This is a genomic window from Nocardioides piscis, from assembly GCF_011300215.1.
Taxonomy (GTDB): domain Bacteria; phylum Actinomycetota; class Actinomycetes; order Propionibacteriales; family Nocardioidaceae; genus Nocardioides; species Nocardioides piscis.
In genome coordinates this window covers 2,990,287-3,011,305 of sequence record NZ_CP049866.1, presented here as the reverse complement: position 1 = coordinate 3,011,305, position 21,019 = coordinate 2,990,287, and the positions used below count along the sequence as shown (strand labels likewise).

23 protein-coding genes and 1 pseudogene are annotated in these 21,019 nt (G+C 69.1%); 13 read left to right on the top strand and 11 right to left on the bottom strand.

The features are described from left to right. Positions 1-49 precede the first annotated feature (49 nt). Both G7071_RS14765 and G7071_RS14760 read right to left on the bottom strand, forming a co-directional pair. Positions 50-1,003, bottom strand: a complete 954-nt coding sequence (locus G7071_RS14765; RefSeq protein WP_166320001.1) for a hypothetical protein — start codon at positions 1,001-1,003, stop codon at positions 50-52. 190 nt (positions 1,004-1,193) lie between these two features. Continuing rightward, positions 1,194-2,648: a KamA family radical SAM protein gene (locus G7071_RS14760; RefSeq protein ID WP_166319999.1), complete on the bottom strand. Its 1,455-nt coding sequence runs from the start codon at positions 2,646-2,648 to the stop codon at positions 1,194-1,196. A 154-nt stretch (positions 2,649-2,802) separates the two neighbouring features. Between G7071_RS14760 and kdd the strand changes: the two genes are divergently transcribed. The 8 genes and pseudogenes from kdd (at position 2,803) to G7071_RS14725 (ending at position 9,752) form a co-directional block, all read left to right on the top strand. Further along, positions 2,803-3,837, top strand: a complete 1,035-nt coding sequence (gene kdd, locus G7071_RS14755) for an L-erythro-3,5-diaminohexanoate dehydrogenase (RefSeq protein WP_166319997.1) — start codon at positions 2,803-2,805, stop codon at positions 3,835-3,837. Further along, on the top strand, positions 3,837-5,402 hold the full coding sequence (kamD, locus tag G7071_RS14750) for a lysine 5,6-aminomutase subunit alpha (protein ID WP_166319995.1): 1,566 nt from the start codon (positions 3,837-3,839) through the stop codon (positions 5,400-5,402). Before kdd ends, kamD begins: the two co-directional genes overlap by 1 nt. After that, positions 5,399-5,617, top strand: a pseudogene (locus G7071_RS19410) (OAM dimerization domain-containing protein); the annotation flags it as partial. The gene kamD and the pseudogene G7071_RS19410, both read left to right, overlap by 4 nt. A gap of 143 nt (positions 5,618-5,760) precedes the next feature. Continuing rightward, a complete protein-coding gene (locus G7071_RS19405) occupies positions 5,761-6,186 on the top strand; it encodes a cobalamin-dependent protein (protein WP_246210045.1) in 426 nt (141 codons plus the stop codon). Beyond that, positions 6,183-6,581, top strand: a complete 399-nt coding sequence (gene kal / locus G7071_RS14740; protein ID WP_166319993.1) for a 3-aminobutyryl-CoA ammonia lyase — start codon at positions 6,183-6,185, stop codon at positions 6,579-6,581. The genes G7071_RS19405 and kal overlap by 4 nt, the downstream gene beginning before the upstream one ends. 404 nt (positions 6,582-6,985) lie before the next feature. Beyond that, entirely contained in the window at positions 6,986-8,515 is a 1,530-nt protein-coding gene (gene lnt, locus G7071_RS14735) for an apolipoprotein N-acyltransferase (RefSeq protein ID WP_166319991.1), read from the top strand. Beyond that, positions 8,512-9,276 carry a polyprenol monophosphomannose synthase gene (locus G7071_RS14730; protein WP_425489398.1) on the top strand — a complete coding sequence of 255 codons (765 nt, stop codon included), beginning with the start codon at positions 8,512-8,514 and terminating at the stop codon, positions 9,274-9,276. The genes lnt and G7071_RS14730 overlap by 4 nt, the downstream gene beginning before the upstream one ends. Beyond that, positions 9,273-9,752: an FxsA family protein gene (locus G7071_RS14725; RefSeq protein WP_166319989.1), complete on the top strand. Its 480-nt coding sequence runs from the start codon at positions 9,273-9,275 to the stop codon at positions 9,750-9,752. Before G7071_RS14730 ends, G7071_RS14725 begins: the two co-directional genes overlap by 4 nt. A gap of 16 nt (positions 9,753-9,768) precedes the next feature. On the opposite strand, the gene G7071_RS14720 is transcribed toward G7071_RS14725, so the two are convergent. The 6 genes from G7071_RS14720 to G7071_RS14700 all read right to left on the bottom strand — a co-directional run bounded on the left by G7071_RS14720 (position 9,769) and on the right by G7071_RS14700 (position 14,853). Next, positions 9,769-10,152: an RNA polymerase-binding protein RbpA gene (locus G7071_RS14720; RefSeq protein WP_166319987.1), complete on the bottom strand. Its 384-nt coding sequence runs from the start codon at positions 10,150-10,152 to the stop codon at positions 9,769-9,771. 187 nt (positions 10,153-10,339) lie between these two features. Continuing rightward, positions 10,340-11,428 carry an MFS transporter gene (locus G7071_RS14715; RefSeq protein WP_246210044.1) on the bottom strand — a complete coding sequence of 363 codons (1,089 nt, stop codon included), beginning with the start codon at positions 11,426-11,428 and terminating at the stop codon, positions 10,340-10,342. Next, positions 11,344-11,715 carry a hypothetical protein gene (locus G7071_RS19400; RefSeq protein WP_246210043.1) on the bottom strand — a complete coding sequence of 124 codons (372 nt, stop codon included), beginning with the start codon at positions 11,713-11,715 and terminating at the stop codon, positions 11,344-11,346. The genes G7071_RS14715 and G7071_RS19400 overlap by 85 nt, the downstream gene beginning before the upstream one ends. Next, positions 11,712-12,497 carry a glycerophosphodiester phosphodiesterase family protein gene (locus tag G7071_RS14710; protein WP_246210042.1) on the bottom strand — a complete coding sequence of 262 codons (786 nt, stop codon included), beginning with the start codon at positions 12,495-12,497 and terminating at the stop codon, positions 11,712-11,714. Before G7071_RS14710 ends, G7071_RS19400 begins: the two co-directional genes overlap by 4 nt. A gap of 18 nt (positions 12,498-12,515) precedes the next feature. Continuing rightward, positions 12,516-13,325 carry a GNAT family N-acetyltransferase gene (locus G7071_RS14705; RefSeq protein ID WP_166319985.1) on the bottom strand — a complete coding sequence of 270 codons (810 nt, stop codon included), beginning with the start codon at positions 13,323-13,325 and terminating at the stop codon, positions 12,516-12,518. Between the two features lies 1 nt (position 13,326). Then, a complete protein-coding gene (locus G7071_RS14700; RefSeq protein ID WP_166319983.1) occupies positions 13,327-14,853 on the bottom strand; it encodes a helix-turn-helix domain-containing protein in 1,527 nt (508 codons plus the stop codon). A 101-nt stretch (positions 14,854-14,954) separates the two neighbouring features. Between G7071_RS14700 and G7071_RS14695 the strand changes: the two genes are divergently transcribed. Then, on the top strand, positions 14,955-15,971 hold the full coding sequence (locus G7071_RS14695; protein WP_166319981.1) for a zinc-dependent alcohol dehydrogenase family protein: 1,017 nt from the start codon (positions 14,955-14,957) through the stop codon (positions 15,969-15,971). Position 15,972: 1 nt separating this feature from the next. After that, positions 15,973-17,682 carry an alkaline phosphatase D family protein gene (locus G7071_RS14690; RefSeq protein WP_166319979.1) on the top strand — a complete coding sequence of 570 codons (1,710 nt, stop codon included), beginning with the start codon at positions 15,973-15,975 and terminating at the stop codon, positions 17,680-17,682. Positions 17,683-17,710: 28 nt separating this feature from the next. Here the strand turns inward: G7071_RS14690 and G7071_RS14685 are convergent, their stop codons facing one another. Further along, positions 17,711-17,857, bottom strand: a complete 147-nt coding sequence (locus tag G7071_RS14685) for a hypothetical protein (RefSeq protein WP_166319977.1) — start codon at positions 17,855-17,857, stop codon at positions 17,711-17,713. Positions 17,858-18,077: 220 nt separating this feature from the next. On the opposite strand from G7071_RS14685, the gene G7071_RS14680 reads away from it, so the two are divergent. From G7071_RS14680 to G7071_RS14670, 3 genes are read left to right on the top strand one after another with little or no spacing between them, the layout of a single operon-like run. Further along, a complete protein-coding gene (locus tag G7071_RS14680) occupies positions 18,078-18,446 on the top strand; it encodes an ArsR/SmtB family transcription factor (RefSeq protein ID WP_246210041.1) in 369 nt (122 codons plus the stop codon). Continuing rightward, positions 18,446-19,567, top strand: a complete 1,122-nt coding sequence (gene arsB, locus G7071_RS14675) for an ACR3 family arsenite efflux transporter (RefSeq protein WP_166319975.1) — start codon at positions 18,446-18,448, stop codon at positions 19,565-19,567. The genes G7071_RS14680 and arsB overlap by 1 nt, the downstream gene beginning before the upstream one ends. Beyond that, positions 19,564-19,965 carry an arsenate reductase ArsC gene (locus G7071_RS14670; protein ID WP_166319973.1) on the top strand — a complete coding sequence of 134 codons (402 nt, stop codon included), beginning with the start codon at positions 19,564-19,566 and terminating at the stop codon, positions 19,963-19,965. The genes arsB and G7071_RS14670 overlap by 4 nt, the downstream gene beginning before the upstream one ends. Before the next feature lie 4 nt (positions 19,966-19,969). Here the strand turns inward: G7071_RS14670 and G7071_RS14665 are convergent, their stop codons facing one another. Continuing rightward, positions 19,970-20,287, bottom strand: coding sequence for an AzlD domain-containing protein (locus G7071_RS14665; RefSeq protein ID WP_246210040.1), 318 nt, complete (start codon positions 20,285-20,287; stop codon positions 19,970-19,972). Beyond that, positions 20,284-20,970: an AzlC family ABC transporter permease gene (locus G7071_RS14660; protein WP_166319971.1), complete on the bottom strand. Its 687-nt coding sequence runs from the start codon at positions 20,968-20,970 to the stop codon at positions 20,284-20,286. Before G7071_RS14660 ends, G7071_RS14665 begins: the two co-directional genes overlap by 4 nt. Positions 20,971-21,019 lie beyond the last annotated feature (49 nt).

The window sequence follows — 21,019 nt, the reverse complement described above, 5'->3', positions numbered from 1 at the left end:
AGGGGGTTGCAACCGGCACCCAGTGCCAGACTCGCCGACAAAGTCCGCTTCAGGCGGCGGGCTTCGTCCGACCTGACAGGAGCTGCGAAATACGGCGTGCTGTCCGGACGGGGTTCTCGAGGTCGGCCCACGTGATTCGGATGCACACCCACCCGGTGACCTGACAGATCAGCTCTTCTCGGCGTTTCTCGCGCATGAGGTATTGCTCGAGGGTCTCGCCTGGGCGACGAAACTGCTCATACTTGAGCCTGCCGTCGAACTCCAGAAAGACCCCGGCCTTGCGCCAGAGGAAGTCGACGATGCCGAGCAGTGCGCCGAACTCGTCATGCACCTTGACCTGGGGCTCCGGCCTTGGGATCCCGCGGTCGTGGAACAACTGCCAGGTGCGAGCCTCGGCGACACTGGTGAGTCGGTGATCGGCGCGCGCGAGCACGATCCGCGCGTGGAGACTGTTCGGCCAGCGCTGGGCAGCCTTGGCGGCTGAGCGCAGATCGCCACTGGTCGCGTGCCCACGGCTGAGAACGCCGCACGCCGTCACCAGGCCCACCTCGGGGCGATGAGTGAGGATCACCTCGATCGCGGCGCGCGCGGGCACGACGACAGGAACTCCGTTGCGGACCGTCCAGTCATCTGCCGGCAGGTTTGCTCGGTGATGGACGATCCCGGCTTCCCTCCGCCCGGCCCTACCGTCGGTCCTGGTCAAGTCGACCGCGTCCAGCGGAAGGCCCCAGAGCGGTTCACCCCACTCAGCGAGAGATGCCTGGTGACTCAGCACCGAGGACGGATGAGTGGTCTTGAGCACGGCCCGCGAGCGCACTCGCATGCGTCCGACCGCGTCCAAGTGGACTACGAGCGAGGCTGAGACGTAGGCGCCGTACCGCACCCGGGCCAACGTCCCGAGGCGGACCTGACGTGCAATGTCACGGTCGGTCCACCCTTCCTCGATGAGGTCGCGTCGCAGCCGGATGTCCTCGAGCTGGACCGGAAAGTCGTCGCTGTCCATGCTGCCATCCGTGCCCGACTGGACCGTTCGTCCAAACCGGGGCGCGCGGGCCTGTGGACAACCCGAGCGCCGCCACTTGGTGGGCGAGTCGCGCACGTGTTGGGTGGTGCAACCCCCTATGGGTGCAGGAGTCCCCGCCCGGGCGGGGACTCCGCAGCCTCAAGCACCGACCGATGACTCGAGTGGAGGCTCACCAGGCCTGCAGTGCAGCGGTACGCCGCGACGCCTCCGCGACCTCGGCGGCCTTGAGCGCGGACTCGTCGAGCTGGCCGTGCTCGGCCCACCACGCCTGGCCCGCAGCGGGGAGGGTGTGGATCGGGTCGTAGTACTCGTAGGTGCGGGTCAGCGCGTCCTCGTCGGTGGCCTCGATGGAGGTGCGGTAGTTCTTGCTCCAGTAGGAGATGCCGCGCTCGGTGTCGTAGTCGGCGAGCTGGTGGACCCAGCGCTTGCCGACGAACGGCACGTCGCAGACGATGCGCGGGGTTGCGAAGCCGGGGAGATATCCCATGATGTGGTGCTGGAGGCGCTGGGCGTCGGCCACCGAGACGCGCCAGTGCTCCGAGAACGGGATCATGTCGCACATGTAGAAGTAGTAGGGCATGATCTGCGCCCCGTCGAGGAGACGGAAGCAGAGGTCGAGGAGCGCGTGCGGGTCGGCGTTGACGCCGTTGAGCAGCACTCCCTGGTTGCGGACGTCGCGCAGCCCCGCGTTCAGCATCGCGCCGGCGGCCTGGGCCACCAGCGGCGTCACCGAGTTCGCGTGGTTGGCGTGGGTGTGCATCGCGATCGAGACACCACGCGAGCGCGCGACGGCGCAGACGCGGGCGACACCGTCGACGACGTCGGGCTGGAGCCAGTGCTGGGGGAGCCCGACAAGCGCCTTGGTGGCGAGGCGGATGTCGCGGATGTTGTCGATCTCGAGCAGCTGGTCGAGGAAGGCCTCGAGCCTGGGCCACGGCATGTTGGCCACGTCGCCGCCGGAGACCACGACGTCGCGCACCGACGGGGTGCGCCGCAGGTAGTCGATCATGTCCCCGAGCCGGTCGTTGGGCTTGCCGACGAACTTGAGCTTGTCGATGACCGGGGTCGAGTTTCCGACGAGGTCCATGCGGGTGCAGTGGCCGCAGTACTGCGGGCAGGTCGGGAGCAGCTCGGCGAGGACCTTGGTGGGATAGCGGTGCGTGAGCCCCTCGGTCGCCCACATGTCGTGCTCGTGGAGGGAGTCGCGCGCCGCGTGCGGGTGCGACGCCCAGTCCGTACGGCGATCGCTGAACACCGGGAGCATGTAGTGACGCACCGGGTCGGCATAGAAGGCCTCGGTCACCGCGCCGGGGCGGGTCGGCTCGAAGCTGGGGACCATCGTGTTCATCATCTGCGGGGGGACCAGCATCGACATCGTGGCGCGCTCGGCCTGGTCGCGCTCGAGGTCGGCATAGAACCGCTCGTCCACCACGTCGCCCAGCAGCTCGCGCAGCTGCTTGACGTTCTTGATGCAGTGGGCGCGCTGCCACTGCACGGAGGCCCACTCGGCACTCGTGACGTCCTTCCACCCCGGGAAGCGGGTCCAGTCGGGCTCGACGAGCTCCGTGCGCTGGTAGGGGTACGGCTGAGCCGTCTCCAGGCCGATGGCGGTCTCGATGCTCATGCTGCTCCCAGGTGAGTGTGCGTTCCACGGTTACGGCGCGTCAGTTGTGTGACCTGCGCCTCCTCTGTCACGATACGAGGAGATCATCCGGCAAGTCCAATGGCGCTCCGCAAGATTTCCGGTTAGACACCACCCACGACGGAGGACAAGCGGCATGACCCGCCCTCGACCCAGCGATCCAACGGGCCTGCACCGGGTCCTCGACCCCGGCAGGGTGCTGCCGCAGGCCGCACAGCGCCTCGACACCCGCTGCGAGCTGTGGCCCGACGAGGTGCGGGTCCGTGTCGAGCGGCTCAACCTCGACGCCGCCTCCTTCCGTCAGCTGGAGCGCAAGCACGGCGGCGACGGGGCAGCGGTTCGCGCCGAGGTCCTCGACATCGTGCGCACGCGCGGGAAGATGCAGAACCCCGAGACCGGCTCCGGCGGGATGCTCATCGGCGTGGTCGAGGAGGTGGGTCCCGAGTCGACCCTGGGGCTCGAGGTGGGGGACCGGGTGGCGACGCTCGTCAGCCTGACCCTGACCCCGCTCGTCATCGAGGACGAGCTGGCCGGGTGGGACGGGCTGGGGGAGCAGGTGCCCTGCTCCGGCTACGCGGTCCTCTTCGGCCGGTCGATCGCCGCGCGGATTCCCGACGACCTGCCGGCCGACCTCAGCCTGAGCGTCATGGACGTGTGCGGCGCGCCCGCCCTCACCGCCCGCGTGGTCGCCGACTACGTCGAGCCGACCGTCGCGGTGATCGGCGGCGGAGGCAAGTCCGGCTCGTTGAGCCTCGCGGCAGCTCGCCAGGCCGGCGCCGGTCGGCTCATTGGCGTCGTGCCGCACGAGACGGAGGCGGCACTGCTGAGAGACTCGGGGCTGGCCGACGAGGTCGTCGTCGCCGATGCGCGCGATCCGATCGTGCTCCGCGACGAGGTGCACAAGGCCGGGGGACCGGCCGACGTCACGGTGGTCTGCGTCGACGTACCAGGCTGTGAGGGTGGCGCGATCCTCGCGACCGCCGAGCGCGGCACCGTCATCTTCTTCTCGATGGCGACCTCCTTCCCTGCCGCAGCGCTCGGCGCCGAGGGGCTGGCGGCCGACGTGCGCATGGTCATCGGCAACGGCTACGTCCCGGGGCACGCGTCCTACGCCCTCGAGCTCCTGCGCGGCAACGACGGCGTGCGCGACCTCTTCGAGCGGCGGCTGTGATGGCCGGCAAGCTCGGGCTCGACGCTGCCCAGGTCCGCGAGGCGCGCTCGCTCGCACGCCGGGTCGGGCGGCCCATCGTCAACACCGCCAAGAAGCACACGACCGTCTCCGTCGAGCGCGCCACCCTGCGGCTCGCGGGCCTGCAGGGTGCCGACGCCGAGGGCACACCCTGGGTCAACCGGCTGCTCGACGTGGTGCGCGCCGACGTCGGCCTCGAGCACGGTGTGGCCCTCCCGGTCTGGGACGCCCTGCGGCGCGGTGAGGCCGAGGACCTCCTCGTGCTGGCCCAGAAGGCGTCCGCAGGTTCGGTGACCTTCCGCCTCCCCGAGGGCAAGGACGCCGCGCGGGCCACCTCGGCAGCGCGTACGGCGGTGGGCAAGGGCATCCGGCGCATCGACCGCCGCCGCGTGGAGCGCGAGCGCATGATCACCAGGATCGGCGACGCCCCGCACAAGCCGTGGATCTATCTCATCGTGGCCACCGGCGACATCCACGAGGACATCCCGCAGGCGCAGAACGCGGCCCGTGAGGGCGCCGACGTGATCGCGGTCATCCGCAGCACCGGGCAGTCCCTGCTCGACTTCGTGCCCGAGGGTGCGACGCGTGAGGGTTTCGCCGGGACCTACGCCACGCAGGAGAACTTCAGGCTGATGCGCGCGGCGCTCGACGAGACGTCACGCGAGCTCGGCCGCTACGTCCGGCTGACCAACTACGCCTCGGGGCTCTGCATGCCCGAGATCGCGGCGCTGGCCGGCATGGAACGCCTCGACATGATGCTCAACGACTCGATGTACGGCATCCTCTTCCGCGACATCAACCCGATCCGCACCTTCGTGGACCAGCGGTTCAGCCGCCAGGTCCACGCCCGCGCAGGCATCATCATCAACACCGGCGAGGACAACTACCTCACCACCGCCGACGCCGTCGAGGCTGCACACACGGTCACGACCAGCCAGCTCCTCAACGAATACTTCGCCAAGGAGGCCGGGCTCGAGGACTGGCAGCTCGGCCTGGGGCACGCCTTCGAGATCGACCCCGAGGTGCCGGACTCCTTCCGCCTCGAGCTCGCGCACGCGATGCTGGCCCGCGACCTGTTCCCGAAGGCCCCGCTGAAGTGGATGCCGCCGACCCGGCACATGACCGGCGACGTCTTCAAGGGCTATCTCCTCGACGGCTTCTTCAACCTGGTGGGCGCCCTGACCGACCAGGGGATCCTGCTGGTCGGGATGATGACCGAGGCCGTGGTGACCCCCTGGCTCTCCGACCGCGACCTCGCGCTGCAGAACGTCCGCTACGTGATGAACGCGGTCGGCAACCTGCACGAGGACTTCCAGCCCAAGCCCGGCGGGTTCATCGTCAACCGGGCCAACGAGGTCCTCGGAGACTCCATCCAGCTCCTCTCCGACATCGAGAGGCACGACAACGGCCTGCTCGACGCGATCGCCGACGGCACCTTCGGCCTGATGAAGCGCCCCGCCGACAAGGGCCGGGGCCTCGACGGCGTGGCTCGCAAGGCCCGCGACTACTACAACCCGGCGACCGAGATCCTGGAGGCCAAGGAATGAGTGCGGGCACCGACACGCAGTCCCACATCGTCCGTCCGTATGGCGACACCACCGGCGACGGCATGGTGCAGCTGTCCTTCACGCTGCCCGTCTCCTCGGTCGGCGAACGCGAGTCGAAGGTCGCCGAGGGTGCGGCGGCGCAGCTCGCCAACAAGATGGGCATGGACCCGGCCCTCGTCGTGCACGCGAAGGCGATGGGACCCGACTTCACCTTCTTCGTCGTCTATGGTCGCGTCAACCACCTCGTGGACACCAGCAAGGTCGAGGTCGTCGAGCGCGACTACCCCCTGCTGACGCCCAAGGAGGCCAACGCGGCGATCAAGCGGGCCATGCGCCGCCGGCTGGTGGTCGTGGGCGGGTGCATCGGCACCGACGCCCACACCGTCGGCATCGACGCGATCTTGAACATCAAGGGGTTCGCGGGGAGAAGGGGCTGGAGTACTACCGCGAGGTCAAGGTCGTCAACCTCGGCGCCCAGGTGTCGGTGCCCGAGCTGGTGGCGGCTGCTCGCGCGGAGAAGGCCGACGCCGTCCTGGTCTCCCAGGTCGTCACCCAGCGCGACGCCCACCTGCTCAACACCCGCGAGATGTCGGCTGCCTTCCGCGAGTCCTACCCTGCCGCCAAGCGACCGCTCCTCGTGGTCGGGGGCCCCCGGTTCGACGAGAGCATGGCTGCCGACCTGGGCGTGGACCGGGTGTTCAGTCGCGGCACGACCCCCGGCGAGGTCGCTTCGTTCCTCGTCCACCGCCTCACCGCAGCCCCCCAGGACAGGACGGCGTCATGAACGACTCTCGTGTCGGTACGGCGATCACGCACCGCCGCTACGTGCCGTACAGCCACACCCACTACGCCGGCAACCTCGTGGACGGCGCCTACTCGCTCGGGCTCTTCGGCGACGTCGCCACCGAGCTCTGCATCCGTCTCGACGGAGACGAGGGACTTTTCGCGTCCTATTCCGACGTGCAGTTCAAGGCCCCTGTCCGGGCAGGGGACCTCCTGGAGGTCACCGCGACCCTGGTCCGAGCGGGCACCCGCAGCCGGGTCATCGACTTCGAGGTGAGGGTGGTCGGCCGAGGTGCGCCCACCCCTGAGGCACCCGGTGCCGCCACGATCCTGGAGCCGGCCATCGTCGCCACGACAGCCACCGGAACCGTGGTCGTGCCCGCTGCCGCCCCCTGACGAAGACCGCTCCCGGCGTGTCTCGCGACGACACGCCGCTCTCTCGACAATTTGCCCACTCGTTGTGCGGAGCGGACGCTGCGCTGACCAGCCAGAACACCCGTTTCCGCAGGTCAGCGACGTGTTGACACCAGGGCTCGCGGCGACGAAGGTTCCGGAGTCCACCCGTGCAGAACGTGCCGGGCGGACCGACGTCCGAGTGGCGGATCGGAAGGTGTGAAGCCAGCATCTGAGCCGAACCGGTCCACGGAGGTCGGTTCGCTCCACGTGGGCGGACACGGGAGGGGCGCAGGCTCCGTAGACAACTTCCTGCCGTCCGCAGCCAGCGCGACGTCGGGTTGGTCCGAAGGGTGTGCGACCCTCCCGTCCACTGCAAGTCAGGTGTCTGAGGCTAGTTTGTGCCCGTGCTGGTCCGCTGCCTCGCCGCCGTTCTCGGCGGCCTCGTGCTGTCGACGGGGTTCGCGCCGGTCGGTTTCGCAGCCGCACTGCCGTTGGGGGTGGCGGTCCTGGCCCTCAGCGTGCGCGGGACCTCACTGCGCCGCGCGTGGCTGCCGAGCTGGACCTTCGGGCTCGCGTTCTTCGGCGCCCTGCTGTGGTGGCTGCGAGCGGTCGGCGTCGACGCGTGGGTTGCCCTGGCCGGCGTGCAGTCGCTCTACTTCATCCCCCTGGGGCTCGGCCTGGCCGCGGTCGCTCGGCTGCCTGCCTGGCCCGTGTGGTCGGCCCTCCTGTGGGTCTCCGTCGAGACCTGGCGCGGGGCCTGGCCCTTCGGAGGGCTCACCTGGGGGCGGTTGTCCTTCGGCAGTGCCGACACGGTGTGGGCGGCCGGACTGCCCTGGCTCGGCATGACCGGCACCAGCCTGCTCATCGCCCTGACCGGCACGACTGCGGCCTGGCTGGTCACCAGCCGGCTGCGCAACCGGATCCCGGCGGCCGCGGCGGTGGCGGCGCTGGTGGCGGCCTGCGGGCTGCCCATGGCGCTCGACCTCGACATCGCGCACGAGGAGCGGCTCGACGTCGCAGCGGTGCAGGCCGACGTGCCGGGGGACGGCACCGACGTCCTGGCCCACCACCGCGAGATCACCCGTGCCTTCGCCGACGCCACCGTCGACCTGGCTGAGTCCGGCGACGGCGTCGACCTGGTCGTGTGGTCGGAGAACTCCACCGCCGTCGACCCGTTCCTCGACGCGGAGGCCAACTCGCACATCACCCGGGCCTCTGATGCCATCGGGGTGCCGATCCTGGTGGGCGGCATGGTCGACTCGCCGCGCGAGAAGGAGGTGCTCAACCAGGGCATCGTCTGGCAGCCCCAGACCGGCGGGGGAGACCGCTACACCAAGCGGCACCCCGTGCCGTACGGCGAATACATCCCGTTCCGCGGTTCGTTCATCCCCGACTCCTACGGCCAGCTCGCCCTGATCCCGCGGGACATGGCGCGCGGCACCAGCCTGGAGCCGCTGCGTGCGGCCGGTGCCCTGGTCGCCGACGCGATCTGCTTCGACGTGTCCTACGACGACGTCATCCACGGCCAGGTGGCGGGCGGCGGCCAGCTGGTCACCGTGCAGACCAGCAACGCGATGTTCATCAACACCGCGCAGATCGACCAGCAGTTCGAGATCAGCCGCCTGCGTGCCATCGAGACCGGGCGCTATGTCGTGGTCGCGGCCATCAACGGCGTCTCCGGGATCATCGCCCCCGACGGGAAGGTCCTGGAGTCGGCACCCCCGCGGACCCGAGCCGTCCTGCAGGGTGAGGTCGCCCTGGCCGATGACCTGACACCGGCGGTGGCGATGGGAGCATGGCCGGGACGCGTCATCGTCTTCATGTCCATCCTCTGTCTCACCTTCATCCTGGTCACGTATCGTCGACAAGGTTCGCCCACGTGGTCGGGCAAGCGACCGACCCGAGACCGAACACACCTGAGGGGAGACCGGTGAGCCCAACCGAGCTGGGACGGATCGTGATGGTCGTCCCGACCTACAACGAGGCCGCCAACCTCGAGCTGATCGTGGGGCGCCTGCGATCAGCGCAGCCCGGGGTCGACATCCTGGTCGTCGACGACAACTCGCCGGACGGCACGGGCGACATCGCCGACCGGCTCGCCGCCGCCGATCCGCAGGTCAAGGTCGTCCACCGCACGGCCAAGCAGGGCCTCGGCGCGGCCTACCTCCACGGCTTCGCCGTCGCCCTCGAGCACGGTTACGACGTGATCGGGGAGATGGACGCTGACGGCTCGCACCAGCCCGAGCAGCTGCACCGGTTGATGGCAGCCCTCGCCGACGCCGATCTGGTGATCGGATCGCGCTACGTGCCCGGGGGCGCGGTCGTCAACTGGCCCAAGGGGCGCGAGCTTCTCTCCCGCGGCGGCAACCTCTATGTCCGGCTGCTGCTGGGAATGGGCATCAAGGACGCGACGGCGGGGTTCCGCCTGTTCCGGCGTCCGACCCTGGAGAAGATCGACCTGCCGAGCGTGAAGTCGAGCGGATATGTGTTCCAGACCGACCTGGCCTACCGCACGATCATGGCCGGGCTGCACGTCGTCGAGGTGCCGATCGAGTTCATCGAGCGGGAGCGAGGGGACTCCAAGATGAGTGGCCAGGTGGCGAGCGAGTCGCTGAAGAAGATCACCATGTGGGGCCTCCACGAGCGACGCAAGCGACTGAGGGGCGTCCTGGACCAGCGCAGGCGGCGCGGATGAGTCGACGCAGGTTTCCGGCATGGCTGCTGGTCGTGGCGTTCGTCGTCGTCCCGCTGGTGGAGATCTTCGCCCTCATCCAGGTCGGGCAGGTCATCGGGCCGTGGTGGACGATCCTGCTCCTGGTGGCCGACAGCGTCTTCGGCGCGTGGCTGATCCGACGGGAGGGGGGCCGCGCGTGGACAGCCCTGCGGACGTCACTGCAGTCGGGCCGTATGCCGAGTCGCGAGCTGGCCGACGGCGCGCTCATCCTGGTCGGCGGGACGCTGATGCTCACCCCGGGTTTCGTGACCGACGTGTTCGGGATCCTGCTGATCCTGCCCGTCACGCGCCCCGTGGCTCGTCGACTCCTCACCAGGGTCCTCGCCGACCGTCTGGTGGGCGGGCGGACGGGTGCCCAGGGTCGTGTCCCCGGAAATGCACGACGCCCCCACCCGGATCCTGGGGGATCCGTGGTGGAGGGCGAAGTGGTCGACTAGGAGCCCAGGGCCCCGGTCAGGAGACCTTGCGCTTCTTGGCATTGGCCCGGTGCAGGTGCGCCGGACCGATCTGACCGCCACGGAGCAGGTCGAGCCGCTCCTTGAGGATGTCCTCGAGCTCCTGCGTCGAACGCCGTTCCAGGAGCATGTCCCAGTGGGTTCGAGCAGGCTTCTCGGCCTTCTCCTCCGGCAGGATGCCGGCCGTGCTGAGTGCCTGCGCCCCACAGCGCGGACACTCCCAGTTCGCGGGCACATCGGCCTCGACGGACATCGTGATCTCGAACTCGTGGCCCTGCTCGCAGCGGTATCCAGACTGCTGCCGGGCCGCGAACTCGATGCCTCGCTCGTCCTCGAAGCTCTGGCCGCCGAGCCTTGCGCCGCGTAGCGTACGTTCCGCCACCTCGCCACCTCCAAGTGTTGCTGACCTCATCCACCGGTGGGTGGATGCGAAATCGAGACGAACGGGACTGGTTGTCTCAGACGCCGATGACCGGCGTCCTTCGCCTCTATTCCAACAACGGTAGCGGTGCGGTCGAAGTTTCGGGCAATCCCGAGATTTCGCTCACCCCTGTGGGTGCGGTGCCCTCTCAGACGACCTGCGGCACCTCGTTGCCGGCGTCGCGGATGCCCCGCTCGGTGTCGACGCGCGTCAGGAGCAGGGCGCCCAACGCGAAGAAGATGATCAGGGCGAAGATCGCGGGACGATAGGACCCGGTCCACTGCAGCATGATCGCCATGGTGGCCGCCCCGAACCACGAGGTTCCTCGGTCCATGGCGTGGTAGAAGCTGAAGTATTCAGCCTCCTTGCCACGGGGGATCAGCAGCGAGAAGTAGGAGCGGGCCAAGGCCTGGGTGCCGCCGAGGACGACGCCGATCGCGACCCCCAGGGCGAGGAAGAACGGCACGTTCTTCTCCGGCAGGAACAGCGCAGCCGTGACGATCACCATCCAGATGACCAACCCGCCCAGGATCGTCCGCTTGGCGCCGTACGTGTGCGCGAGGCGTCCGAAGAGGAGCGCACCGCCGAAGGCGACGAACTGCACGAGCAGGATGGTCGCGATCAGGATGGTCTGCGAGTGGCCGAGCTCCTCGGAGCCATAGACCGCCGAGGCGCCGATGACGGTCTGGATGCCGTCGTTGAAGAAGAGATAGGCGAGCAGGAACGTGATCGCCATCGGGTAGTTGCGCAGCTCGCGCAGGGTGTCGCCGAGCTGTCCGAAGCTCTGCTTGATCACGTTGCCGCTCTGCGGCACGACGTCGGCCGGCGGGTGGTTGCTGAGTCGCAGCACCGGGATCAGGGTGAAACCGGCCCACCAGATCGCGGCCGAGAGCATGCACAGGCGCGCCGCCAGACCCTCGGTCAGACCGAAGGTCTCGTGCATGGTGAAGACGACCAGGTTGACCAGGAGCAGGAGACCGCCGCCGAGATAGCCCATCGCCCAGCCGCGGGACGAGACCCGGTCGCGATCGTCCTCGTCGGAGATGAGCGGCAGGATCGAGTCGTTGACGACCATCGACGCGGCCAGGAAGAAGTTGCCGCCGACGATGCCGACTGCGGCGAGGTGCCAGTTGTCACCGGTGGCGAAGAAGATCAGCGCGGCGAACGCCGCCCCGGTCCACGCGAAGATGCCGAGCAGGCGCTTCTTGTTGGCGGTGCGGTCTGCGATCGCACCCAAGGGGGCAGGAGGAAGGCGCCCATGATCGTGGACGCGGTGATCAGCCAGAAGAAGATGGAGCCCGGCTCGAGGTTCATCCCCAGCACCGGCACCCGGTCGCCGCCTGCGTTCTCGGCCGCCTTGTCGGCCAGCGAGATGAAGTAGGGCCCGAACATCACGGTGCCGATGGTGGTGACGTAGGCGCTGTTGGCCCAGTCGTACCAGTACCACGCCTTCTGGTCCTTGGCCTGTGCGAGCGGCTCCAGGTTGGCGATGCCGGTGCTCCCGGCGGCGTTCGTGTCGGTCACGAGTTCCCCTCCCATTGGCCGCGGGCTCGCAGCACATCGATGAGTATGTCGGTGCGATCGGTGATCAGGCCGTCGACACCACGGTCGAGCAGCTCTGACATCTCCGCCGGGTCGTCGATCGTCCACACGTGCACGTGCAGGCCGTTGGCGTGGGCCCGGCGCACCACCCCAGCAGAGGCCACCCGGAGCCGCCCGCGACGATGGGGGATCTGTAGGGCGTCCGGACGACCGCGCGTCAGCACCCGCGCGAGCCTCGCGCTGGGGCTGAGCACATAGGCGGCGACCTCCAGCGGGTGCGCCGAGGTCGCCACCCGCCGACGGGTCAGCCGGCGGAACGCCGCGAGCCGGCGCTGCGAGAACGAGCCGACCAGCACCCGGTCCCAGGCGTCGTGCTCAGCGATGAAGTCGACCAGCGCAGGCACCGCGCCCGCGGACTTGATGTCGATGTTGATGCGCACGTCGGGGAATGCCGAGAACAGCTCAGCCAGGGTCGGCACCCGCTCGCTGCCACCGATCAGCGCGGCCTGCACCTCGGCATACGTCGTGTCGGCGATGTTGCCGGTGCGGTCGGTGACCCGGTCGAGGACGTCGTCGTGGAAGGCGAGGAGCACCCCGTCGCTCGTGACGTGCACATCCGTCTCGAGATAGGTGTAGCCGAGGGCGACGGCGTGCCGGAAGGCCGCCATCGTGTTCTCCAGGCCCTCGATCTCGGGATGGTAGGCACCACCGCGGTGGGCGAACGCCAGCACGCCGTGGTGTTCGAGGTAGCCCCGGGTGTTCACGGCAGCAGTATGGCGGCCTCAGCCGCCGCTGTGGTCGCGACGCCACACAAATGGCGACGTGGTCGTGACCCGGGTCAGCCCCGCACGCTCGAGGATCGGCCGCGACATCTCCGTGCAGTCGGACTGGAGATAGCGGGCTCCCAGGCGAACAGCCGACCCGGCGCGAACGGCGACCAGGGCGCGATAGATGCCCCTGCCCCGCCACGGCTCCGCGGTCGCACCGCCCCAGAGACCCGCGAACTCGGTGCCCGGGACCACCTCGAGCCGGCCGGCACAGACGACCTCGTCGCCGACCTCGGCCACCCACGCCTCGCACAGGCCGCCGGGATGCGTGAGCCGGGCCACCAGGTCGTCGCTCGCGGCGGCCGGGCCGAACGCGGCGGCCTGCATGCCCTCCATGCGTCGGACGTCGTGGACGAAGCCGGGGGAGCCGGGGTCGAGCCTGCGGATCGACACGCCGTGGGGCGGGTCCGCTGTCGCGGCGAGGAGAGCCGCCTCGCCGACCATCACCGTCTCCTCCGCCTCGGCACGCAGGCCGGCCGCCGTGAGCCGCCCGCCCAGATCGCCGGGGACGTCGTGACCGCGCGTCTTCCACTCGAAGTCCTCGACATCGGTCTCGTCGCGGAAGTAGGAGATCGTGCGGTCGATCAGCGCGTCCAGATCGGCGCCGCTGTGCCCGCCCAGGTCTCGATAGGTGACGAAGCCGCTGTGGTGGAAGCGGGCCCGGACCAGCGGGCCGTCGAGGGTGACGTCCGTGGCCGTCAGCACCTCGGCCTCGCGCCGCAGCTGGGCGTCGTAGGCGGCGAGCAGGGCCGACGAGACCCTCAACTCAGATGTCTCGGAACGTCTCGATGTTGGCGCCGAGGAGGTTGAGACGCTCGGCGAGGTCCTCGTAGCCGCGGTGGATGACGTAGGTCGAGCGCAGCACCGAGGTGCCCTTGGACGCCAGCATCGCCAGCAGGATCACCACGGCTGGGCGCAACGCCGGGGGACACACGATCTCCGCGCCCGACCAGTGGGTGGGGCCTTCCACCAGCACCCGGTGCGGGTCGAGCAGCTTGACCTGCGCACCCAGTTTGTTGAGCTCGGTGAGATAGATGGCGCGGTTCTCATAGACCCAGTCGTGCAGCAGCGTCTGGCCGTCCGCGACAGCGGCGATGGCGGCGAAGAACGGCAGGTTGTCGATGTTGAGACCGGGGAACGGCATCGGGTGGATCTTGTCGAGCGGCGCGGTCAGGTCGCTCGCGTGCGTCGTGATGTCGACGAGACGGGTGGCGCCGTTGGCGGCGACATATTCGTCGGTCCGCGAATAGCCGAAGCCCATCTCCTCCAGGGTCGCCAGCTCGATCTCGAGGAACTCGATCGGCACCCGCGTGATGGTGATCGACGACCTGGTGACGATGGCGGCCGTCAGGAGCGACATCGCCTCGATCGGGTCTTCGGAGGGGGAGTAGTCCACGTCGACGTCGATGCGCTCGAGCCCGGTCACTCGCAGCGTGGTGCTGCCGACACCCTCGATCGTGACGCCGAGCTTGCGCAGGTAGAAGCAGAGGTCCTGGACCATGTAGTTGGACGAGGCGTTGCGGATCACCGTGGTGCCGGGGTGGAGCGCGGCTGCCATCAGCGCGTTCTCGGTGACGGTGTCGCCGCGCTCGGTGAGCACGATCGGCCGCTCCGGCTCGACGGCGCGGTTGACCTGCGCGTGATACATGCCGTCGGTCGCCTTCACGTCGAGACCGAAGGGGCGCAGTGCGGACATGTGGGGCTCGACCGTGCGGGTGCCGAGGTTGCAGCCGCCCGCGTAGGGGAGGTCGAAGCTCTCGTTGAGGTGGAGCAGCGGGCCCAGGAACATGATCACCGAGCGGGTGCGCCGGGCGGCGGCCTCGTCGATGTTGGCGAGGTCGAGCTCGGCCGGCGGAATGATCTCGAGGTCGTTCTGCTCGTTGAGCCAGCGCGTCTGAACCCCGAGGGACGAGAGCACCTCGAGCAGTCTGTTGACCTCCTCGATCCGGGCCACCTTGCGCAGGGTCGTGCGGCCCCGGTTGAGCAGCGAGGCGCAGAGCAGGGCGACCCCGGCGTTCTTCGAGGTCTTGACCTCGATCGATCCCGACAGGGTCGTGGGACCGTTCACGCGCAGGTGGGTGGGGCCGGCGCCGAGGGCGACGATCTCGGAGTCGAGGGCAGCGCCGATGCGCGCCAGCATCTCCAGCGAGAGGTTCTGGTGCCCCTTCTCGATGCGGTTGATCGCGCTCTGGCTGGTGGCCAGCAGCTCTGCCAGCTGGTGCTGGGTCAGACCACGGTGCTTGCGGGCATCGCGGATCAGGTTCCCGATACGACCCTTGTAGTCCGTTTCCATGCCAAGCACGGTATCTCAGATATGAGATAATGCCAGAAACCTCGATGCGGCGAGTCCCTCGAGCCACCGTCCGTCACCGGTCCTCGTGCAAGGATCCCACCATGCGCGCAACCACCATCCATGCCCCCGGAGACATCCGCGTCGAAGAAGTCGCCGACCCCACGATCACCGCCCCCACCGACGCAATCGTCAAGGTGACCGCCGGCTGCATCTGCGGCTCGGACCTGTGGCCCTACCGCGGCCACAACGACATCACGCCCGGCGACACGATCGGCCACGAGTGCGTCGGCGTCGTCGAAGAGGTCGGCTCCGAGGTGAGCGACTTCAAGCCCGGCGACTTCGTGATCGTGCCCTTCGACCACTGCGACAACACCTGCGTGCACTGCGTCGCAGGCATGCACTCCGGCTGCGTCAACCTCGGCTTCACCGCCAGCGGGCAGGCTGAATATGCGCTGGTGACCCAGGCCAACGGGTCGCTGGTCAAGACCGACGGCATGCCGGACAAGGACCTGATTCCCTCGTTGCTGACCCTCTCCGACGTCATGGCGACGGGGTGGCACGCCGCCGTGACGGCCGGCGTCAGGCCCGGGGGCACCGCGGTCGTCGTCGGCGACGGTGCAGTGGGACTGTGCGGGGTGCTGGCGGCAGTCCAGCTCGGGGCCGAGCGGGTGATCGCGATGTCGCGACACGAGCCCCGCCAAGCGATCGCCCGCCAGTTCGGGGCCACCCATGTCGTGGCCGAACGCGGCAAGGAGGCGTCGGCCCGGGTGGCGGAGATCACCGACGGCGTCGGCGCTGACGCAGTCCTCGAGTGCGTCGGGACCAACGACGCGATCCGGACCGCCTTCGCGGTGGCACGCCCGGGCGCCACGGTCGGCTTCGTCGGCGTACCGCACGACGTCGAGCTGCCGGTCCGCAAGATGTTCCAGAAGAACATCGGGCTCGCCGGAGGTATGGCGCCGGTGCGCAAGTACCTCCCGGAGCTGCTCGACCTCACCCTGAGCGGCAGGATCAACCCCGGCCTCGTGTTCGACCTGACCCTGCCGCTGGACCAGGCGCCGGAGGGCTATCGCGCCATGGACGAGCGGCGTGCGATCAAGGTGCTGCTGGAGCCGTGAGATGACCTCGCTGGTGGCGGGCCCACTGCTGCGCTACGTCGACCAGACGACCGCGACGGTGTGGGTGGAGACGAGTGAGAGCGGGCGCGTGAGCGTGACCCGCGACGGGTCGACCTGGTCGGCGCGGACGTTCGAGGTGCACGGGCACCACTACGCCCTGGTCGAGCTCGAGGACCTCCAGCCGGCCTCGCAGGCGGCCTACACCGTGTCGATCGACGACAGTCACGTCTGGCCGCCGCGTGACACCGGGCTGCCGGCGCCCGTGATCGCCACCCTCGAGCCCGGCAAGCCGCTGAGGATGGCCTTCGGCTCCTGCCGCACGTCGGTGTCCCACGACGAGAAGGGCAATACGACCCACGGTGTCGACGCGCTTCGTGCCTACGCCCTGCGGATGGCAGGACTGACCCTGCCCGACGACGAGTCCGACAGCGACCTGGCCGAGCCCCGGTGGCCGGACCTCGTGCTGTTCCTGGGCGACCAGGTCTATGCCGACGAGACGACCGACGAGATGCGCGACTTCATCAGCTCACGTCGCGACATCGAGCAGCCGCCGTGGACCGAGCTGAAGGACTACGAGGAATACGCCCACCTCTACAAGCTGGCCTGGACCGACCCCACCAACCGCTGGCTGCTCTCCACCCTGCCGAGCGCGATGATCTTCGACGACCACGACATCCGCGACGACTGGAACACCTCGCAGTCCTGGCGCGACGACATGGAGGCGACGTCGTGGTGGCACGGACGGATCGTGGCCGGCCTGGCGTCCTACTGGGTCTATCAGCACCTCGGCAACCTGTCGCCGACCCAGCGTCTCGAGGACGAGATCTGGCGCCTCGTGCTGGCGCACACCGGCGACGAGGAGCTCGACCTGAGCGAGGCGCTGGACGAGTTCGCCGACCGGGTGGACCAGCAACCCGAGACCTACCGCTGGAGCTATGCGCGTGAGTACGGCGACCACGCGCGCCTGGTCGTGGTCGACTCCCGGGCCGCACGGGTGCTCGACCCGGAGAACCGTGCGCTGCTCGACCCTTCCGAGCTCGGCTGGCTCGACGAGCACATGCGCGGCGACGTCGAGCACCTGCTCGTGGCGTCCTCGATCCCCTTCATGCTGGCCCGCGGCCTGCATCACCTCGAGGCTGCGGGGGAGGCCCTGGCGGGGGGTGCCTGGGGGCCTAGGGGCGCCCGCTTCGGCGAGTGGACACGCCAGCTCGTCGACCTGGAGCACTGGGCTGCCTTCCAGGACTCGTTCCAGCGGGTGGCAGACATGGCGATCGAGGTGTCGCAGGGCCGACGGGGGCGCGCTCCGGTCAGCGTGACGTTCCTGTCCGGCGACGTGCACCACAGCTATGTGAGCGAGGCGCGACTCGCTCGCCGTGAGTCCCGCCGAGGTCGGGCGCTCCAGGGGCGACTGATCCAGGCGGTCTGCTCACCGATCCGCAACCCGCTGCCGCGCAGCATGCGGTTCGCGACCGCGGTGCTCAGCTATGGGGTGGCCGGTCCGCTGGGGCGGTTGGCGTCGCGCTCGGCGAAGGTGGCCACGAGCCCGATCACCTGGAAGTACGCCAAGGGGCCGTGGTTCGACAACAACCTTGCGTTCCTCGAGCTCTCGCCGTCCACGCTGCGGATGTGGTGGGTCAGCGGCAAGGTCGTCGACGGCGACCATGCGTCGCCGGTGCTCACGAAGGTCGCCGACTATCGGCTCCAGGACTAGTGGCCGGTCAGGGGCGACCAGCTGTCGTCTAGCGGGAGCTGCCGATCAGGATCCGGCCGTGGGCGCACTGGCAGCTGTCCGAGCACGGGAGGTAGGTGTGCTGGCCGTGACCGCAACCCACGCAGGGCCGGTCGTGCGAGAGGTGCTCGTTGCTGGTGGTGACGGTGTCCCACATGATGCGCTCCTACGCGGTCGGTCTTGCCTTGGGACGACCGTGCCACTGTCTGGCGTACGCGGTGGTTGAAGTCCCGATCAACGGGGTCGATTGACCATCAGGACCACCCGTTGTGACCACGACCGTCTGCCCGGTCGGTGCTGCGCGTTCATCATCTGGCCGTGGAGAGTTGCGCCGGTGGCGCTTGGCACAAGACATCGACACGTGTGAACATAGACAGGTGTCGAACTCATCCCTCCTTGACCCGAGCGCCGACGCGCTGGCTTGCTGCACACCCCTTGCCCGCGAGCCGATGAGCGAGGAGCAGGCCATCCGGGTCGCCCCACTGCTCAAGGCCATCGCCGACCCGGTCCGGCTCCGGCTGATGTCGATGGTGCTCTCGCACGAGGGCGGCGAAGCATGCGTGTGCGACCTGACGCCAGCCTTCGACCTCTCCCAGCCGACCATCAGCCATCACCTCAAGATCCTCCACGAGGCCGGACTGCTGGACCGGGAGAAGCGGGGCGTCTGGGTCTACTACCAGGCCAAGCCGGCGGCCATGGAGGCGATGATGGGTCTCTTCTCCACGACGACTGCCGGGGCCTGCTGATGAGTGACGTCGTCCACGAGCACCCGCGCGCCGACCACCCCGAGGACGCGGCGGTCCTGCAGCGTCTCTCCACGCTCGACCGGTTCCTGCCCGTGTGGATCATCGCCGCCATGGTCATCGGACTGCTGCTCGGCAGGTTCGTCCCCGGACTGGACGACGCCCTGGCCACGGTGGAGATCGGTTCGGTCTCGCTGCCGATCGCCATCGGCCTGCTGGTGATGATGTATCCCGTGCTGGCCAAGGTCCGCTACGACGAGCTCGGCCACGTCACCGCCGACAAGCGGCTCCTCGGCGCGTCGATCTTCCTCAACTGGATCGTCGGCCCCGCCCTGATGTTCGCCCTCGCCTGGCTCATGCTGCCGGACCTGCCGGAATACCGCACCGGCCTCATCATCGTCGGGCTGGCGCGCTGCATCGCCATGGTCCTGATCTGGAACGACCTCGCGTGCGGTGACCGTGAAGCAGCCGCGATCCTCGTCGCCATCAATTCGGTCTTCCAGATCATCGCCTTCGCCGGCCTGGGCTACTTCTACCTCGAGCTCCTCCCCGGCTGGCTCGGTCTCGGAGACGGAGCGACCGGCGGCGGCCTGGACGTGTCGATGTGGGAGATCGCCAAGTCGGTGCTGATCTTCCTCGGCATCCCGCTCCTGGCTGGGTTCCTGACGCGCACCTATGGCGAGAAGACCAAGGGCCGTGAGTGGTACGAGAACCGCTTCCTGCCCAGGATCGGACCGGCCGCGCTCTACGGCTTGCTGTTCACGATCGTCATCCTGTTCGCCCTGCAGGGCGACACCATCACGAGCCAGCCCCTGGACGTGGCGCGCATCGCCCTGCCCCTCCTGGCCTACTTCGGCATCATGTGGGCCGGGTCGTTCGCGCTCGGCAAGGGCCTCGGGATGACCTACGAGCGCACCACCACGCTCTCGTTCACGGCCGCCGGGAACAACTTCGAGCTGGCCATCGCGGTCGCCATCGGCGTCTTCGGGGTCACCTCCGGGCAGGCGCTGGCCGGCGTCGTGGGACCGCTCATCGAGGTGCCGGTCCTCGTCGGACTGGTCTATGTCGCCCTGTGGGCACGCCGCTTCTTCGCCACCGACCGCGACAGTGAGGTGCCCGCATGACCGCCGTCCCCGAGGTCCTCTTCGTGTGCGTCCACAACCAGGGCCGCTCCCAGATGGCCGCCGCGCTGCTCGAGCACCACGGTCAGGGCCGGGTCAGCGTCCGATCGGCTGGCTCCGCACCCGCCGACAGCGTCAACCCCGCTGTCGTCGAGGTCATGGCAGAGGTCGGCATCGACATCTCGAGGGAGCTCCCCAAGAAGCTGCTCACCGAGGACGTGGCAGCCTCTGACGTGGTGATCACCATGGGTTGTGGCGATGCCTGCCCGATCTTCCCCGGCAAGCGCTACGAGGACTGGGCGCTCACCGATCCCTCCGGGAAGGGACCGGAGGCCGTCCGGGCCATCCGCGACGAGATCGACCAACGCGTCCGGGCGCTCCTGGCCGACCTGGCGCCATAGTCGATCAGACGGCCCGGATCCCCGCTGTCACCGCCATGGCGACGACCACCGCCAGCACCAGCGAATGACGGCGCCAGAGCAGCACGGCCGCGACGCCGACCCCCACCGTGTGCGCGCCCACCGACCACGAACGGCCCTCGGCCAGGACCGAGGTGACGACGAGGGCGCACAGCAGGGTCGGGGCCATCAGCACGATCACCCGGGTGAACCAGGGCGGAAGGTCGCGACCACCGAGAAGGACCGGCCCGAACGCCTTGATCATGATCGTCAGCACGGCGCAGCCCACGATCATGGCCCAGATCTCCGGGTGGGAAAGGGTCACGGCCGCCTCCTCGTCAGTCCGAGCAGCGCCACCGCGCTCGCTGCCAGGATCGGGATGCCCGGGGGAGTGAGCGGCACCAGCGCCAGCGCGACGAGACCTCCGCCCACGGCTGCCCAACGCGCCTCGGGGACCCGGAGCTCGGCCACGAGGATGGACAGGAAGAACGTCGGATAGATGGCGTCGAGGCCGAAACGGTGGGTGTCACCGAGCGCGTCACCGAACACCGCGCCGACGACGGCGCCCAGCGTCCACGTGACGTATTGCGGGAGGGTCGTGCCGAAGAGCAGCCAGCGATCGAAGGTCCCGTCGCCGCGGTTGGCCAGCGCCCACGAGCTGTCGACCACGGCCTGGCCCTGCAGCGCCCGCTTGAGCGGCCCCCCGGGCAGGGAGGGCGCCAGGGCGACGCCCATGGCCAGGAACCGCGAGTTCATCAGGCTGGCTGCCGTCAAGGCGGCGGGGATGCCGCCGCCGGCCACCACGACCGCGAGCATCGCGAACTGTGCCGACCCCGCGAACACGATCGCGCACGTGACGATGGCCTGGGTCGTGCTGAAGCCGGCTTGTCGCGCGAGCACGGCGAAGGAGAGGCTGAGCAGGAAGCTGATCGCACCGAACGGCACTCCGAGTCGCAGGCCGCGACGAAACGTCGTACGCGCGTCCTCCGCCGAGCCCCTGTCCGTCACGAGGGTTCAGTCTAGGAACTCGTCGGGGAGCCGATTCGTTGGCACCCCG